Raw genomic sequence first — 16,506 nt, 5'->3', positions numbered from 1 at the left:
CACGCAGAGCGTGGGAACGATCCATAGGTTTTGCAGGGTTGCCTTAACCCAGGTTTTTGCCCAGCAGGGCGTGGTAGAGCTCACTGTCTCCCAAAATCCCTACCACCTTGTTGTTGTCATGCAGCACCAGCTTGTTGCCTGTCTGGTAGCGAATCTGCAACGCATCGCGCATGCCGATGTTCGAGTCCACCAACGTCGGTACGCGGCCCAAGCCTTCCACGGCTTGCCCTGGCGCCCAGTTCTGCAGGTTCATCGTCACGCCATTCTGGCGTGCGCCCTGGATGGTGTTGCCTTCAGCCAGGTCCAGCCAGGAGTCGCCACCCGGATCAAGGCACACCGAACCATTCACACGCGTGCAGTTATCCAGGGTGCGCATCAGGCTGCGCCCGCACAGCACGTTCAACGGGTTGGTATGGGCGACGAAGGTGCGCACATAGTCGTCCGCCGGGTTCAGCACGATCTCTTCCGGCACGCTGTACTGGATGATCTTGCCGTCTTTCATGATCGCGATACGGCTGCCGAGCTTGAGTGCTTCATCCAGGTCGTGGCTGACGAACACGATGGTCTTGCTCAATTTGCGTTGCAGTTCCAGCAGCTCATCTTGCAAGCCTTGGCGGATCAGCGGGTCGAGGGCAGAGAAGGGTTCGTCCATCAGCAGGATATCGGCGTCCATCGCCAGGGCGCGAGCCAGGCCGACGCGCTGCTGCATACCGCCGGACAACTCGTCGGGCTTCTTGTTGCGCCATTGGCTCAGGCCCACCAGTTCGAGTTTCTCGTCCACCAGTGTGCGTCGTTCTTTCTCTGGGCGGCCCTGCATCTCCAGGCCGAAGCTGATGTTCTCGCGCACCGTCAGCCAAGGCATCAGGGCGAACTTCTGGAACACCATGGCGATGCGTTTGGTGCGCATCATTTTCAGCTCGGCGGGGGTGCAGGAGGCGATGTCGATCTGACGCCCTTCATGCTCCACAAACAGCTGGCCACGGCTGACGGTATTGAGGCCGTTGATGCAGCGCAGCAAGCTGGATTTGCCTGAGCCCGAGAGGCCCATCAGCACACAGATCTCGCCTTTCTCGATGTCCAGGCTGGCCTTTTCAACGCCGACAATCTGCCCGGTTTTCTTCAGGATTTCGTTACGGCTCATGCCCTGGTCCAGCAGCTTGAGCGCTTCGCGTGGGTCTTTGGAAAAGATCACGTCGACTTTGTCGAATCGGATAATGCTCATGCATCACCCCCTACTTTAGCGTCGGGTTGTTTGCAGATACGGTCGAGCATGATGGCGAGCAACACAATGGCCAGGCCCGCTTCAAAGCCCAGCGCAATATCGGCAGTGTTGAGTGCGTTGACAACCGGCTTACCGAGGCCGTCGGCGCCTACCAGGGCGGCGATCACCACCATCGACAGCGACAGCATGATGCATTGGGTAATGCCGGCGGCGATGCTCGGCATGGCGTGGGGCAGTTCAATGCGTGAGAGCAACTGGCGGCGCGAGCAGCCAAAGGCCTTGCCGGCGTCCATCAGCTCTTGCGGCACATCGCGGATACCCAGGTAGGTCAGGCGGATCGGCGCGGCAATCGCGAACACCACCGTGGAAATCAGCCCAGGCACCACACCCAGCCCGAAGAGGGTCAGGGTAGGGATGAGGTAGACGAAGGTCGGCACGGTCTGCATCAGATCGAGTACCGGCCGCATCATGGTGTAGAACATCGGCTTATGCGCGGCAACAATGCCCAGCGGCACACCGATGACCACGCAGACCAGAGTGGCGAACAGCACCTGCGCGAGGGTTTCCATGGTTTCCTGCCAGTACCCCAGGTTGAGGATCAGCAGGAAGGAGGCGATGACAAAAACAGTCAGTCCCCATTTACGTTGAATAAAGTGAGCCAGCAGCGCAATCAGACCGATCAATGCCAGTGGATTGAACCAGGTCAGCGCAAACGTCACGCCGTGGATCATCGTTTCCAGTGTCGATGCGATTGCGTCGAAGTAGTTGGCACCGTGTTGGGTCAACCAGTCGACGAAGGCAGCGATGTACTGGCCTAGTGGGATTTTCTGTTCAGTCAGCATGGTAGTGAATGTCCACATGCGAAGGGGAAAACATCCCAGGCCAGCGCACCGGCCTGGGGTCAGCGGGTGCTATTTGGCGAGGTAAGCTTTAACGGCATCGAGCCCTGGTTTGCCATCAACGGTGGTGACACCGGCGAGCCAGGTGTCGAGCACTTGCGGGTTCTTCTGCAGCCAGGCCTTGGCGGCAGCATCGGCCTTCATCTTGTCGTCCAGGACGTTACCCATCAGGGTGCTTTCCATGTCGAGCGTGAACACCAGGTTTTTCAGCAACTGACCAACGTTGCTGCATTCCTGGGTGTAGCCTTTGCGGGTGTTGGTGTAGATGGTGGCCTGGCCGTAGTTGGGGCCGAACGAGTCGTCACCGCCGGTCAGGTACTTCATCTTGAAGCGAGTGTTCATCGGGTGCGGTTCCCAGCCGAGGAACACGATGGCCTGGTTGCGCTTGGAGGCGCGTTCGACCTGGGAGAGCATGCCGGCTTCGCTGGATTCGACCACCTTGAAACCGGCGGTTTTCAGGCCGAAGGCATCTTTGTCGATCAGCGTCTGGATGGTGCGATTGCCATCGTTGCCCGGCTCGATGCCGTAGATCTTGCCGCCCAGCTCATCCTTGAATTTGGCGATGTCGGCGAAGTCTTTCAGGCCCTTCTCATACAGCGCCTCTGGGACCGCCAGGGTGTACTTGGCGTTCTCCAGGTTGGCGCGCACGGTTTCCACGGTGCCGGCATCACGGTACTGCTTGATGTCGTTTTCCATGGTCGGCATCCAGTTGCCGAGGAAGATATCCATGTTCTTGCCGTCGGCCAGGGACTTGTAAGTCACAGGTACCGAAATCATCGTGGTGCGCGGCTTGTAGCCCAGGCCCTTGAGGATCTCGCTGGTGGTCGCGGTGGTGACGGTGATGTCGGTCCAGCCGACATCGGAGAAGTTGACGGTCTTGCACTGTTCCGGTTCTGCGGCGTGTGCCACGACTGGCAGACTCAGCATGGCGGCCAACAACAACGAGGGTGAACCTTTCATGTGGGTAGACTCCTGTGTCTTTTCTGGCGGCATTCGCCGCGCTTTATAAGTGTTGCGGTTGGAGCGTGCGACAACAGCTCTGGCGCGGTGCCTTGCAAACGAGTCGAGACTGATCATGTACCAGTGAAAATCTGACGCCTACAGGGGGCGTCGTATCCAGTACAGGGAGGGTCGCATCCAGTACCGATGACGTCGCTTACAGGTTTTTCCGAAGGTAAAACTGCTGTTTTTACCCTTCTGCACCGCAAAAAACGGCCAAAACTGGCGTTCGCACGCGAGCGCCGCTGGTGAGCATGAGTGCGTCGGTGTGAGACGCCGTGATGACGAATAAAAGCTTGATGATGCCGCCATCTGGGCGATCTGAGCGTAGCACCTCGTTCAAGCCCGGCCCGTGCTTATCGAGGAGTTCCACGTTAATGGCTATCAGCGTTTTCGACCTGTTCAAGATCGGCATCGGGCCTTCGAGTTCCCACACCGTGGGGCCCATGCGCGCCGCGGCGTTGTTCGTTCAAGGGTTGCGTGAGCGTGGGTGGCTGGAACAGGTGCAGCGTGTCGAAGTGCAACTGTACGGCTCGTTGTCGGCCACCGGCATCGGCCACGGCAGCGACACCGCCACCATCATGGGCCTGATGGGCGAGTGGCCAGACGCAATCGACCCCACGCAAATCGGCGCCCGTATCCACACCCTGCGCGAAACCGACACGCTGCTGCTGGACGGGCGTTTGCCGGTGCCCTTTGTGTGGGCGCGGGATATGCGCCTGCTCGATGAGAACCTGCCGTTCCATCCCAATGCCATGACCCTGGTGGTGTTTGGCGAAAACGGCGAGTTGCACCGCGACACCTATTACTCGGTGGGCGGCGGTTTTGTGGTGGATGAAGCCCAGGCCCAAAGCGGTGTGGCGGACATGGACCGCACCGAGCTGCCTTATGACTTTTCCAGTGCCGTGGAGCTGTTGCAGTTGTGCAAGACCCACAACCTGCGCGTTGCCGAACTGATGCTGGCGAATGAAAAAACCTGGCGCAGCGAAGAAGAAATCCGCAGCGGCCTGATGAAGCTCTGGCGCGCCATGCAAGATTGCGTGGAGCAGGGCCTCAAGCACGAAGGCATCCTGCCCGGCGGCTTGAACGTGCGCCGTCGCGCTGCCAAGTTGCACCGCAGCTTGCAGGAGCTGAACAAGCCCAATGTGATCGGCTCGACCTTGAGCGCCATGGAATGGGTCAACCTGTTCGCCCTGGCGGTCAACGAAGAAAACGCCGCCGGTGGGCGCATGGTCACGGCGCCCACCAACGGCGCGGCGGGAATCATCCCGGCGGTGTTGCACTACTTCATGAAGTTCAGTGAAGAAGTCACCGAAGCCAACGTGGTTGACTACCTGTTGGGCGCGGCGGCGGTGGGCATCCTGTGTAAAAAGAACGCCTCGATCTCCGGTGCCGAAGTCGGTTGCCAGGGCGAGGTCGGTTCCGCGTGTGCCATGGCCGCAGCCGGGCTGGCGGAGATCCTTGGTGCCACGCCGGAGCAACTGTGCAACGCTGCCGAAATCGGCTTGGAACACAACCTCGGCCTGACCTGCGACCCGGTGGGCGGCCTGGTGCAAGTGCCGTGTATCGAGCGCAATGCAATTGCGGCGGTGAAGGCGATCAACGCGGCGCAAATGGCGTTGCGTGGCGATGGCCAGCACTTCATCTCGTTGGACCGGGTGATCCGCACCATGCGTGATACCGGGGCCGATATGCATGACAAGTACAAAGAGACATCACGCGGTGGGTTGGCGGTGAGTGCGGTTGAATGTTGAGTCAGTGACATGATCGTTCCCACGCTCCGCGTGGGAATGCCGCCCCGGACGCTCCGCCCATGGGTGACGCAGAGCGTGACAGGATGCATGCCCACGCAGAGCGTGGGAACGAGCTGAAGAGGAGCATCATTGCTCACAAAGTGAACACCCCAGCCAAAATCGCCACCTTTTAGCGCGTCGCAAATAGATAAGTAGCTTCCGAACGAATTCCTACACGATCACACGCCTGATGTGCTTTGGGTGACAGACTCCTCCTACGCCCGCAAAGCGCCTTCCCACAAGTGCTACCGATCTGCTCACCCCCCTTGAACCCCGCCCGTTATGCGTCATATCCCGCACTTCACGCGTGGGCTCATATAGACGCATAAACAGGTCGTTTTCAGGAGTTCTTGAATAGCCATTCAATTTTAGGCATGGCATTTGCTCTATCAATTACAAAGCCTCTCCTTTTCAGGACGAGCGCAATAACAAGAGCCTCGCCTGAGGCCGCCACCCGCTTTGTGTGATGTGAGGAGATACCGCGATGACGTCGACCAACTCCGGGGCCCAACCCCAGAACCGTGCGCCTCAATCCATCGGCTTTTTGCTGCTGGACAATTTCACGCTGATTTCCCTGGCGTCAGCCGTGGAGCCACTGCGCATGGCCAACCAGCTGTCCGGCCGCGAGCTGTATCGCTGGACAACCCTGAGTGTCGACGGCAACCAGGTGTGGGCCAGCGATGGCCTGCAAATCACACCCGATGCCTCCATGCACAAAGCACCCGTGCTGGACACGGTCATCGTGTGTGGCGGCGTGGGTATCCAGCGCACCGTCACCCGTGAACATGTGTCGTGGCTGCAAAGCCAGGCACGCCAGTCTCGTCGCCTCGGCGCAGTGTGCACCGGCAGTTGGGCCCTGGCCTGCGCCGGCTTGCTCGACGGCTTTGATTGCAGCGTGCACTGGGAATGCCTGGCGTCGATGCAGGAAGCCTTCCCGCGGGTGGCCATGAGCACGCGCCTGTTCACCCTCGACCGCAACCGCTTCACCAGCTCCGGTGGTACCGCGCCCCTGGACATGATGTTGCACCTGATCAGCCGCGACCACGGCCGTGAATTGTCGGCCGCCATCTCCGAGATGTTCGTGTACGAACGCATCCGCAACGAACAGGATCACCAGCGTGTGCCGCTCAAGCACATGCTTGGCACCAACCAGCCGAAGCTGCAGGAAATCGTCGCGCTGATGGAAGCCAACCTCGAAGAGCCAATCGACCTGGACGAACTGGCGGTGTATGTCGCCGTGTCGCGCCGGCAGTTGGAGCGGCTGTTCCAGAAATACCTGCACTGCTCGCCGTCGCGCTACTACCTCAAGCTGCGCCTGATTCGTGCGCGGCAGTTGCTCAAGCAAACGCCGATGTCGATCATCGAAGTCGCCTCGGTGTGCGGGTTTGTGTCTACGCCGCACTTTTCCAAGTGCTACCGCGAATATTTCGGCATTCCGCCACGGGATGAACGTGTCGGCTCCAACACCACCCAGCAAGTGGCGATGATGCCGATTCCGCAGGCGTTGGTGTTGTCACCGTTGTCGGGGCCGATGTCGGCGTTGAGCCAGGCAAGGAACGAGTCGACGTTTGCCAGTGTAAGGCTCTAAACCGAGTCGTCTGCATCGCAGGCAAGCCAGCTGCCACCTTGGAATGCGTTCTCCTGTGGGCGCTGGCTTGCCTGCGATAGCGGTATTTTCAGGCGCCGGAGTTCTGTTTGAATTGCATCAGCGCCGGCAACAACTGCTTGTCGATCGCCTGGCGCACGGCCGGCAAAATGGTCGCCTTGCCGGTGTACATTTGCTCCACCATTCCCTTGAGCGCCTTGGCCCGCGCTTCGCTCAAACCGCGCACTGCACATTCACACGCCTGCTCGGCGCTGGCGCCGCTGGACACTTCAAAACCCAGTGAGCGCAGTTGGCTCAGCAGGTCATCCTGATCAATCAAATCCGCGTGCATCATGACGTTTATCCTGGTGTAGGGAACAGGGATTGACCTGGATTCTGGTAGGCCCTTGCTGGGTGGGCAAGAGCAGAATCGAGCGATGGCTTGGATGGCTATGAACAGGTCGTTTTCGGGTCACTTGGCAATACGGTTAATAGGCACACTGAACCCAGGCACGCAGCTTGACGGTTTGGTCACCCTCCAGATGCACAGCTCACACAAGGCCCCTCTGCCCCGATCCAGTCACGGCTGGCTCGGGGCTTTTTTTGCCGGTAAACCGATGACACGGCCAAGCAGGGCAGGCCTTGGCAGCTCGGCCTGGGCAGCGCTGATCGCGGCAAGCCGTTGCAGCGTGGCCTCGGTGAACAGCGTGGCCTGCGGCCCGGCCAGGTCGACGTGCATCAGCATCTGTTCATTGCCGGCCAGTTCCTTGTCGTCTCCCACCCGGTGCAGGCTGTGATAAAGGTGCAGGCGCTTGGCGTCATGGGCGATCAGTTGGGTATGCACCTCAACCTCGGCCCCGAGCTTCACCTCATGCAAGTAGTTCAGGTGCAGCTCCAGGGTGAACAGCGAGTGGCCACTGGCTTCGCGGTTTTCGCTGTCCAGCCCCAGGGTGTCCATCAGCGCATCGGTGGCGTAGCTGAAGATCAGCAGATAGAACGCGTCACGCAGATGGCCGTTGTAGTCGACCCAGTCGGGCAGGATTTTCGTGGTGTAGGTGGTCAGTGCGGGCATGGCATGAATCCAATTCAGTGTGCGGTCAAATTTGCTGGCCGGCCTGCGATAGCAATGGTGAGGCCAACACCGCCATCGCAGGCAAGCCAGCCCCCACAGGGTTATTCGGCGAAGTTCATGCCGTGCTTGGCCTTGGTTGTTTTTACGGCTTCCAGCACCGCCAGCAGGCAGTCATCACGATAGCGCTCCAGCGCCGAGATGCTGTGGTTACCCAACTGCTCAGCGGTGCCATCGACCACATCATCAATCAGCTTTTCAGTCAATTCAGGCGCCGGTAGATAAGTCCACGGCAGCTGCAACGCCGGGCCGAACTGTGCCATGAAGTGGCGCATACCGGCGTCGCCGCCCGCCAGTGTGTAAGTGAGGAAAGTGCCCATGAACGACCAGCGCAACCCGGCACCAAAACGAATGGCGTCGTCGATTTCGCCGGTGGTCGCCACCCCGTCATTGACCAGGTGCAGCGCCTCACGCCACAGCGCTTCCAGTAGGCGGTCGGCAATAAACCCCGGCACTTCCTTGCGCACATGCAGCGGGCGCATGCCGAGGGATTCATACACCGAGATCGCCGCCTGGATTGCCTCTGGCGCGGTGTTTTTGCCGCCCACCACTTCTACCAGTGGCAACAGGTAGACCGGGTTGAAGGGGTGGCCGACCACGCAGCGTTCCGGGTGGGTAGAGCTTTCATAGAATTCGCTGGGCAATAGCCCTGAGGTGCTGGAGCCGATCAATGCGTTCGGCTTGGCCGCGGCGCTGATCTGGCGGTGCAATTGCAGCTTCAGCTCCAGGCGTTCTGGGGCGCTTTCCTGGATGAAGTCGGCGTCTTTTACGCAGTCTTCGATGGTAGTGGCAAAGCGCAGGCGGTCCTGGGAGGCACCTGCCGCCAGGCCCTGTTGTTCAAGGGCGGGCCAGGCGTTGGCGACGCGTTTGCGCAAGGCCGCCTCGGCACCGGGCGCGGGGTCCCAGGCCACCACATCCAGACCATGGGCAAGGGCACGGGACACCCAACCGCTGCCGATGACACCGCTGCCCAACGCGGCGAAGGTTTTGATTTCGGTGATAAAGCGCATGGCATATTCCTAAAGTGTTCGATGATCCTTTGTGGGAGCCGGGCTTGCCCGCGATGGCGGCATTGCAGGCTACAAAGATGTGGCAGATTTACTGGCCTCATCGCGGGCAAGCCCGGCTCCCACAGGAGTGGTGGTGTCTGTGTTAGCCGCGTTGGGTCAGGCCCATCTTGATGCGGCCTTCGGCTGGGGTCAGGACCCTCGCGCCTAACCGGCTGAGAATTTCACTGGCGCGCTCCACCAACTGCCCATTGGTGGCGAGCACGCCTTTGTCCAGCCACAGGTTGTCTTCCAGGCCCACCCGTACGTTGCCGCCCAGCAGCACCGCCTGCGCGGCCATTGGCATTTGCATGCGGCCAATGCCGAAGCCGGCCCACACCGCGTCGGCGGGCAGGTTATCGACCATGGCTTTCATGGTGGTGGTGTCGGCCGGTGCCCCCCAGGGAATGCCCAGGCACAGTTGGAACAGCGGGTTATCCAGCAGCCCTTCCTTGATCATCTGCTTGGCGAACCACAGGTGGCCGGTGTCGAAAATTTCCAGCTCGGCCTTTACGCCCAGTTCCTGGATACGTTTGGCGCCGGCACGCAGCTGCGCCGGGGTGGACACGTAAATGGTGTCGCCATCGCCGAAGTTCAGCGTGCCGCAGTCCAGGGTGCAGATTTCCGGCAGTAGTTCTTCGACGTGGGCCAGGCGGGTCAGCGGGCCCACCAGGTCGGTATTGGGCCCGAACTCCATGGGATTCTCGCCGCCACCGATCTCCAGGTCGCCACCCATGCCGGCGGTGAGGTTGACGATGATGTCGATGTCGGCCTCGCGGATGCGCTCCATCACTTCGCGGTACAGCGCGACGTCGCGACTGAACTTGCCGGTCTCGGGGTCGCGTACGTGGCAATGCACGACCGTGGCGCCGGCCTTGGCGGCCTCCACGGCAGCGGCGGCGATTTGCTTGGGAGTGACCGGCACGTGGGGGCTTCTGGCGGTCGTGTCGCCAGCACCGGTGAGTGCGCAGGTGATGATGACGTCGTGGTTCATGGGGCGGTTCCTTACAGGCGGGTGATTTCAAGGCGCAGGGCGCCGTTCGCAACCTTCAGGGGTTGCGAAGCGGTGATCTGGATGGGTTATTTCGTGGTCAATTGCAGGTTGGCGGCAGCCGGTTTGCCGTCGAAGGTGGTCACACCCTCCAGCCAGCGCGCCTGGTCTTGCGGGTGATCCTTGAGCCACTGCTTGGCGGATTCGATGGCATCCTTGTGGTCCAGCAGCGGTTGCATCATGCGGCTTTCGTCGGCGGCGGTGAACGTCAGGTTGGTCAGCAGCTTATGCACGTTGGGGCACTGCTCGGCGTAGGCCGGCGCGGTCACGGTCCACACGGTGGCCATGCCTTCGTTCGGGCCCAGGGCGTCTTCGCTGCCGGTGAGGTAAGTCATCGCCACATTGACGTTCATCGGGTGCGGTGCCCAACCAAAGAACACCACGGCTTCCTTGCGGCGCACGGCACGGTCTACGGCCGCCAACATGCCGGCTTCGCTGGACTCCACCAACTGGAACTTGCCCAGGCCGAACTGGTTGTTGGCGATCATCGCCTTGATCTGCGTATTGGCCCCCGAGCCCGGCTCGATGCCATAAATCTTGCCGCCCAGCTCTTTTTCGAACCTGGCGATGTCAGCAAAGGTTTTCAGGCCCTTGTCGGCCAGATAAGTCGGCACCGCCAGGGTGGCGCGGGCGTCTTCCAGGCTGGGTTTTTCGAGGACCTTGACTTGCTTGGCGTCGACGAACGGCGTGATGGTCTGGGTCATCAGCGGGTTCCAGTAACCCAGAAACAGGTCCAGGCGCTGGTCGCGGATGCCGGCAAAGATGATTTGCTGCGAGGCGCTGGTTTGTTTGGTCTTGTAGCCGAGGCCATCGAGCAGCACCTGGGCCATGGCGCTGGTGGCGATGACGTCGGTCCAGTTGACCACGCCCATGCGTACGTTCTGGCATGAAGCGGCATCCGCTGCCAGGACGTTAGTGCTCAAAATGGCGCTGGCGCTGAGTGCAAGTACGCAGCGGCTGATCAGTCGGTTCATGGGTGGAGCCCTCGGCAGTCGTTATTGTGGGAGCCGGCGTCTTTGTGCGCCGTGGGATCACGTTACGCAGCTTGGCGCCCCGCAAAGCGCACGGCGGCGACCCACTCTTGCACTGCAGCGACCTGGGCTCTTGAATGGCCGGTTGAACTGGCGTATCACAGTGATCACGCTGCCCGTATGACGAGAGCGCCACCATGTCCCAGGATGTCTATTTCTTGCTGATGCCGGGGTTCTCGGCCCTCGGTTTTATCTCCGCGCTGGAACCGTTGCGCGTGGCCAATCGCTTTCGCGGCGAGCTGTACCGCTGGCACATCTTGAGTGCCGATGGCGGCGCGGTACTGGCGAGCAACGGCATGTCGGTCAACGCCGATGCCGCGCTGGAACCGTTGAAAAAAGGCGCGACCTTACTGGTGGTGGCCGGCTTCGAACCCCTGCAGTTCGCCACGCCCGCCCTGGAGCATTGGCTGCGCCGCCTCGACCATGAGGGTGTGACCCTCGGTGCCATCGACACCGGCGCCTGCGTGCTGGCCGAGGCGGGCCTGCTTGACGGCCACCGCCTGACCTTGCACTGGGAAGCCATCGACGCCTTCAAGGAGGCCTATCCGCACCTGAGCGTGACCCAGGAACTGTTCGAAATCGACCGGCGCCGCATCACCTGCGCCGGCGGCACCGCGTCCATCGACTTGATGCTCGATCTCATCGCCCAGGCCCACGGCCCGGAACTGGCGATCCAGGTTTCCGAGCAATTCGTACTCGGCCGCATCCGCCCGCGCAAGGACCACCAGCGCATGCAGATCGCCACGCGCTACGGCATCAATAACAAGAAACTGGTGCACGTGATCGGCGAAATGGAACAGCACACCGAACCGCCCCTGAGCACCTTGGCCCTGGCCGAAACGATCAAGGTCACCCGGCGCCAACTGGAGCGGCTGTTTCGCCTGCACCTGAACGATACGCCGAGCAATTTCTACCTGGGCCTGCGCCTGGAAAAAGCCCGCAAACTGCTGCGCCAGAGCGACATGAGCGTACTGGAAGTGAGTATTGCGTGCGGGTTTGAGTCACCGTCGTATTTCACCAGGAGCTATCGCGCAAGGTTTGCCAAATGCCCGCGGGAGGATCGGCGGCGGGAGGTGGTTTGACGGACAATTATAGTCAATTATACTCTTTACTATAATTTATAGTCATTCCAATAATTGAGTATAAAACCATGTCCAAGCACAGCGGCTTTGTGTTTCGCCGCCCCACCCTGGCAAGCAGTATTGCCGATGGCCTGGTGGGGGCCGGTATTCAGGATTTCACCTCCGGCCTGTTTCTCGCGGCGCCCCGACGCACGGGCAAAAGCACTTTTTTGCGCGAAGACCTGATTCCGGAATGTCAGCTGCGGGGCTGGCTGGCGGTGTATGTCGACCTGTGGGCCGACAAGGAAAAAGACCCCGCCGAGCTGATCGCAGGTGCCATTGCGGGGGCGTTGGTGCCGTTTGAAAAGGGCATTCGCAAACTGGCAAAGAGCATTGGCATCGAGAAACTAAGCTTTCTGCGTACGCTTTCCTGGGACTTTACCAAGCCACAATTGCCGGTCGGTGCGACGCTGACCCAAGCGTTGGAATTGCTCCATAGGGCTGCAGAAAAACCCGTTGTACTGGTGATTGACGAAGCACAGCACGCATTAACCACCGAGTCAGGTATCAATGCGATGTTCGCGTTGAAGGCTGCCCGGGATCAGCTCAACCAAGGCCGTGACGAGGAGGGCAGCGGTTTGCGCCTGGTGTTTACCGGCTCCAATCGCGACAAACTCGCCCATTTGGTATTGGGTAAAAGCCAGCCATTCTTCGGTTCCAGCATCACGCCGTTTCCGCTGCTGGGCAAAGCGTTCACCCAGGCCTACACCGTGCACCTCAACGCGCACCTGGCCAAGAACAACCAATTCAACGCGGCTGACATTGATGAGGCGTTTGAGCTGGTAGGTCGGCGTCCCGAGATGTTGCGCACGATCATCGGTGAAGTCGCATTGGAGCTGGGCGAGGCGAGCAATCTTGGCCAACTGCTGCACAGTCGCGCAGAACTGCTGCGCGCGGGTGTATGGACCGAGTTCGAAAGCGCCTGGAACGCCCTGACCATCCCGCAGCGTGCGGTGTTGCAGGTGATGGTGGTGCGTTCGCAAAGCAATGAGCCATTTGCGCCGTTTACCGACAGCACGATTACCGCAGTCAGCAAGGCATTGGAGGTTATGCGCAGCGATGTGGTGCCCGGGACCCAGACCATTCAGGCCTGTATCGATGCCCTGCGCGACAAGGAATTGGTATGGAAGTCGAGCCGGGGAGGGTATGCCCTGGAAGACAAGTCGTTCGGGGATTGGCTGCTGTACAAAACCCGCATACCGACTAACGAGTGAAACCCGATGTAGCGCAGTTTATAAGGGAATCATGGAAGGTGTAGGAAGTTTCTTTTTTTTCATCGCTAACGGAGACTTATAGCCAAGGACTGCTAACGTCCTATGGGTCTTAGAAGTGGCTCTTGACCAAATGCTTTTGAAATGAAGCACGCAGGCCAGGAAGTCACTACTTAACCAGAAGAGGTTGGCATGCTTAGAAAACTAGTTACTGTCATCGCGTTAGCGACCACCCCGGCGTGGGCAGCCCAGGCGTCTGCACCTTTCACCGGAGCCGACTACAGCGGACGCTATGAATGTACCGGCCAGGATAAACATATAGGCAGCTATAAGGGTGTTGTTGATATGGCACTCGACGCCAAGCAAAGTACTGGCAAGTACGCCGCCTACACCTTCACCTTGACCTTGGAAGACAAGTCCCGTTATGACGGAATGGCCGCCGGGACTTCGGACGCGCTGGGCGTTTATTTTGCTCACACCGACCCTGTCTTGAAAGACTTCGGCGTGGGGGTCGCACAAATGACGTCAACCCCGGAGGGCAAAGTGTCTTTCGTTAAGTACTACTACACGCCTGAATACGAAGGCGGTGGTCACGGCTTGGAACACTGCGTCAAAAGCTGATGGGTAATTACTTTTTCATCAGGGTTGAGCAGGCTGTTTTATAAGCTTCATGCTGATACTTGTTCAACGTCGTCGGCAGATCAAAGCTGTGCTTCTTGTTTTGCGCATTGATGGTCTGCGGCGACAGCAGCGTCACCTCCACCCCATCCAGCAACTGAAACACCCCTTCGATCTTGAACGTCGTCGGGCCACCGGCGAACTCGCCTTTTTTACTGCGTTTCTTGATGGCAATGCGCGTGATGCCGTTGGCTTGAACGAACGCCTTCACCTGGGCGGCGAAAGCTTTTACGTTGGCCGCTTCGTCGTCATCGTCGAGGGCGATTTTCTTGGTGGCCAGGGCGACGTGGGTCAGCGTCTGGTTGTCCAGGGAGGCGACGGCGATGATGGCTTCGCTGCCTTTGATTTCGATGCCGCAGATGGTCATGAGCGGGTCCTTTGCGAGGGAGAGGCTTCAGGAAAGGGCTTATTGAAATGCAATTCAAAGAGCTGCTCTATTGTCTTGCTCATTGGTTGAAGTTGGGAAATTTCTATCTTAAGTTTAAATAAGCTTGCTTCTTTGATTTTAATATCTAGCTCATTCAGTACTTCGCCGGGCTTTTGTATTTTCTGAAACCAGCGGCTAAAACCTATCACCGTGCACAGTGACGTGAGCGTCGCGTACAGACCGATGAAAATATAAAACTCTTTTTCGTGGACGAGCAGATAGTCCATGAACGTGTCGAGGTTATCTTTCTCTCGTTCTTTGTATGTAGAAAGTTTTCTTTCTTGTATAGCGAGGCTGTTCTTCAGGAAGGTGACGTCGTTGTTGAATGACTCCGGCAGATCTGCGATTTTATGCAGCTCCGGTGTGCCTTTCTCAAGTGCTTCAATGCGTTTAGTGAAGTCGTTTACCATTTGCTCCGTTTGCGAATGGTGGCTTTCCTCGCGTGTTTCTTTTTGGAATCTGTAGTCCAGATAAGAAAAAATAGACACCAGTGTCAGCGCACCTGCAATTAGCCATAAACCAAATACAGCAAGCAACTTATAAATATTGTCGGTGGGTGGGGATGGAAGCCATTGCATGCCGAAAATTCCTTAAATCAGCGTCAGGTAGCGAAAAGCGACAGTGGGACGCTTCTATTGTAGGAATATAGTTACTATTCTTGGCCAATCGACTCCAGAAACTCCGACCGCTCATCACTCATGCGCGCCAGGCAGTCGTTGTGCGCAATCGCATAGGCCTTGGTGCCGGTCACTGCCGGGAAGGTGTCCACTGCACAATCGGCGTCGCGCAGTTTTTCCCACTTCTGCTGCGCATCCTTCAGACGGGCGGTAATGTCCGCCAGTTTGGTCTTGTCGCTGCCGTAGGTCGAACCCATGCGCTCCAGCAACCCCTGATAGTTATCTTTGAGCAATTGCTCGGCGGTGGTCTTGTTGTAGGTGGCGCATTCCAAGGTTTGCTGGTCGTTCTCGATACCGTCGCACGGCGTGCTGTCGGTGTCTTCGGCCGCGTGGGCGGTGGTTGCGATGAGTGCCAAAGCCAGGAAAATCGATTTCATTGCGCCGTCTCATATCACGTGATGCGCAATTCTGGCTCAAGCGTAAGACAAAGAACAGCCGACCGTGGGGCCTGTCTTCGCAGGCTTTGTCGCGGATTGACGCTTTCGGCAATTCCCCTGTCGTTTTTGCACCCGGCTCCGTCGGTCCCTGGGCATATGCTGGCCCCAAAGCGCCGGCAGACGATTCGGCGCATGAATCGCCAATAAGGGGACGCCTGATGAGCCCAGCCGAGTTGCACGCCGACAGCATCGTTATCGACGGTCTGATTATTGCCAAGTGGAACCGCGACCTGTTCGAAGACATGCGCAAAGGTGGCCTCACCGCCGCCAACTGCACGGTGTCGGTGTGGGAAGGCTTCCAGGCCACGATCAATAACATTGTCGCCAGCCAGACCCTGATCCGTGAGAACAGCGACTTGGTGATCCCGGTGAAAACCACCGCCGACATCCGCCGCGCCAAGGAGCAGGGCAAGACCGGCATCATCTTCGGCTTCCAGAATGCCCATGCCTTTGAGGACCAGCTCGGCTATGTCGAGATCTTCAAGCAGCTCGGCGTGGGGGTGGTGCAGATGTGCTACAACACCCAGAACCTGGTGGGCACCGGCTGCTACGAGCGTGATGGCGGCCTGTCGGGTTTCGGGCGTGAGATCGTCGCCGAGATGAACCGCGTCGGCATTATGTGCGACCTGTCCCACGTGGGCTCCAAGACCAGCGAAGAGGTCATCCTCGAATCGAAAAAGCCGGTGTGCTACTCCCACTGCCTACCGTCCGGGCTTAAAGAGCACCCGCGCAACAAGTCCGATGAAGAGCTGAAGTTCATCGCCGACCATGGCGGTTTTGTCGGCGTGACCATGTTCGCGCCGTTCCTGGCCAAGGGCATCGACTCGACTATCGACGACTACGCCGAAGCCATCGAATACACCATGAACATCGTCGGCGAAGACGCCATCGGCATCGGCACCGACTTCACCCAGGGCCATGGTCAGGATTTCTTCGAAATGCTCACCCATGACAAGGGCTACGCCCGCCGCCTGACCAGCTTCGGCAAGATCATCAACCCGCTGGGCATCCGCACCGTGGGTGAGTTCCCCAACCTCACCGAGACCCTGCTCAAGCGCGGCCACAGCGAGCGTGTGGTGCGCAAGATCATGGGCGAGAACTGGGTCAACGTGCTCAAGGACGTCTGGGGCGAATAAGCCACTGCTCGCTTAATCCTTCACCCGCCGCCATCCGCGTGGCGGGCATCAAAACGAATTTTCT

At 59.2% G+C, this 16,506-nt stretch carries 17 protein-coding genes; 6 read left to right on the top strand and 11 right to left on the bottom strand.

Going from position 1 to position 16,506, the window contains the following annotated elements; translation table 11 throughout:
* Nucleotides 1-43: 43 nt before the first annotated feature.
* From choV to JFT58_RS00655, 3 genes are all read right to left on the bottom strand, one after another.
* Nucleotides 44-1,222: a choline ABC transporter ATP-binding protein gene (gene choV / locus JFT58_RS00665; RefSeq protein WP_054898190.1), complete on the bottom strand. Its 1,179-nt coding sequence runs from the start codon at nucleotides 1,220-1,222 to the stop codon at nucleotides 44-46.
* A complete protein-coding gene (choW, locus tag JFT58_RS00660; protein WP_003194913.1) occupies nucleotides 1,219-2,064 on the bottom strand; it encodes a choline ABC transporter permease subunit in 846 nt (281 codons plus the stop codon). The genes choV and choW overlap by 4 nt, the downstream gene beginning before the upstream one ends.
* 69 nt (nucleotides 2,065-2,133) lie before the next feature.
* Nucleotides 2,134-3,081 carry a choline ABC transporter substrate-binding protein gene (locus JFT58_RS00655; RefSeq protein WP_034128893.1) on the bottom strand — a complete coding sequence of 316 codons (948 nt, stop codon included), beginning with the start codon at nucleotides 3,079-3,081 and terminating at the stop codon, nucleotides 2,134-2,136.
* A 416-nt stretch (nucleotides 3,082-3,497) separates the two neighbouring features.
* On the opposite strand from JFT58_RS00655, the gene JFT58_RS00650 reads away from it, so the two are divergent.
* Both JFT58_RS00650 and JFT58_RS00645 read left to right on the top strand, forming a co-directional pair.
* On the top strand, nucleotides 3,498-4,874 hold the full coding sequence (locus JFT58_RS00650; RefSeq protein WP_014720257.1) for an L-serine ammonia-lyase: 1,377 nt from the start codon (nucleotides 3,498-3,500) through the stop codon (nucleotides 4,872-4,874).
* Nucleotides 4,875-5,397: 523 nt separating this feature from the next.
* Nucleotides 5,398-6,501, top strand: a complete 1,104-nt coding sequence (locus tag JFT58_RS00645; protein WP_034128892.1) for a GlxA family transcriptional regulator — start codon at nucleotides 5,398-5,400, stop codon at nucleotides 6,499-6,501.
* Nucleotides 6,502-6,589: 88 nt separating this feature from the next.
* On the opposite strand, the gene JFT58_RS00640 is transcribed toward JFT58_RS00645, so the two are convergent.
* The 5 genes from JFT58_RS00640 to JFT58_RS00620 form a co-directional block, all read right to left on the bottom strand.
* On the bottom strand, nucleotides 6,590-6,853 hold the full coding sequence (locus JFT58_RS00640) for a hypothetical protein (protein ID WP_034128891.1): 264 nt from the start codon (nucleotides 6,851-6,853) through the stop codon (nucleotides 6,590-6,592).
* Nucleotides 6,854-7,078: 225 nt separating this feature from the next.
* Nucleotides 7,079-7,570, bottom strand: a complete 492-nt coding sequence (locus JFT58_RS00635) for a thioesterase family protein (RefSeq protein ID WP_054898191.1) — start codon at nucleotides 7,568-7,570, stop codon at nucleotides 7,079-7,081.
* A gap of 101 nt (nucleotides 7,571-7,671) precedes the next feature.
* Nucleotides 7,672-8,637: an L-carnitine dehydrogenase gene (locus tag JFT58_RS00630; RefSeq protein WP_054898192.1), complete on the bottom strand. Its 966-nt coding sequence runs from the start codon at nucleotides 8,635-8,637 to the stop codon at nucleotides 7,672-7,674.
* A 142-nt stretch (nucleotides 8,638-8,779) separates the two neighbouring features.
* Nucleotides 8,780-9,667: a 3-keto-5-aminohexanoate cleavage protein gene (locus JFT58_RS00625; protein WP_034128888.1), complete on the bottom strand. Its 888-nt coding sequence runs from the start codon at nucleotides 9,665-9,667 to the stop codon at nucleotides 8,780-8,782.
* Between the two features lie 86 nt (nucleotides 9,668-9,753).
* Nucleotides 9,754-10,698, bottom strand: coding sequence for a choline ABC transporter substrate-binding protein (locus JFT58_RS00620; protein WP_054898193.1), 945 nt, complete (start codon nucleotides 10,696-10,698; stop codon nucleotides 9,754-9,756).
* A 194-nt stretch (nucleotides 10,699-10,892) separates the two neighbouring features.
* On the opposite strand from JFT58_RS00620, the gene JFT58_RS00615 reads away from it, so the two are divergent.
* The 3 genes from JFT58_RS00615 (at nucleotide 10,893) to JFT58_RS00605 (ending at nucleotide 13,708) form a co-directional block, all read left to right on the top strand.
* Nucleotides 10,893-11,837, top strand: a complete 945-nt coding sequence (locus JFT58_RS00615) for a GlxA family transcriptional regulator (protein WP_054898194.1) — start codon at nucleotides 10,893-10,895, stop codon at nucleotides 11,835-11,837.
* 68 nt (nucleotides 11,838-11,905) lie between these two features.
* On the top strand, nucleotides 11,906-13,090 hold the full coding sequence (locus tag JFT58_RS00610) for an ATP-binding protein (RefSeq protein WP_054898195.1): 1,185 nt from the start codon (nucleotides 11,906-11,908) through the stop codon (nucleotides 13,088-13,090).
* Between the two features lie 189 nt (nucleotides 13,091-13,279).
* A complete protein-coding gene (locus tag JFT58_RS00605; RefSeq protein WP_054898196.1) occupies nucleotides 13,280-13,708 on the top strand; it encodes a hypothetical protein in 429 nt (142 codons plus the stop codon).
* Between the two features lie 7 nt (nucleotides 13,709-13,715).
* On the opposite strand, the gene JFT58_RS00600 is transcribed toward JFT58_RS00605, so the two are convergent.
* The 3 genes from JFT58_RS00600 to JFT58_RS00590 form a co-directional block, all read right to left on the bottom strand.
* A complete protein-coding gene (locus tag JFT58_RS00600; RefSeq protein WP_054898197.1) occupies nucleotides 13,716-14,132 on the bottom strand; it encodes a DUF3010 family protein in 417 nt (138 codons plus the stop codon).
* On the bottom strand, nucleotides 14,129-14,770 hold the full coding sequence (locus JFT58_RS00595) for a hypothetical protein (RefSeq protein ID WP_198834274.1): 642 nt from the start codon (nucleotides 14,768-14,770) through the stop codon (nucleotides 14,129-14,131). Before JFT58_RS00595 ends, JFT58_RS00600 begins: the two co-directional genes overlap by 4 nt.
* A 74-nt stretch (nucleotides 14,771-14,844) precedes the next feature.
* Entirely contained in the window at nucleotides 14,845-15,246 is a 402-nt protein-coding gene (locus JFT58_RS00590; protein WP_014720247.1) for a lysozyme inhibitor LprI family protein, read from the bottom strand.
* 218 nt (nucleotides 15,247-15,464) lie between these two features.
* On the opposite strand from JFT58_RS00590, the gene JFT58_RS00585 reads away from it, so the two are divergent.
* Nucleotides 15,465-16,442 (top strand): dipeptidase, encoded by a 978-nt coding sequence (locus JFT58_RS00585; RefSeq protein ID WP_032879065.1) that lies wholly within the window; start codon nucleotides 15,465-15,467, stop codon nucleotides 16,440-16,442.
* Nucleotides 16,443-16,506 lie beyond the last annotated feature (64 nt).

It is taken from the genome of Pseudomonas sp. MF6767, from assembly GCF_016405475.1.
Classification (GTDB): domain Bacteria; phylum Pseudomonadota; class Gammaproteobacteria; order Pseudomonadales; family Pseudomonadaceae; genus Aquipseudomonas; species Aquipseudomonas paracarnis.
This window is presented reverse-complemented; position numbering and strand designations above follow the sequence as displayed.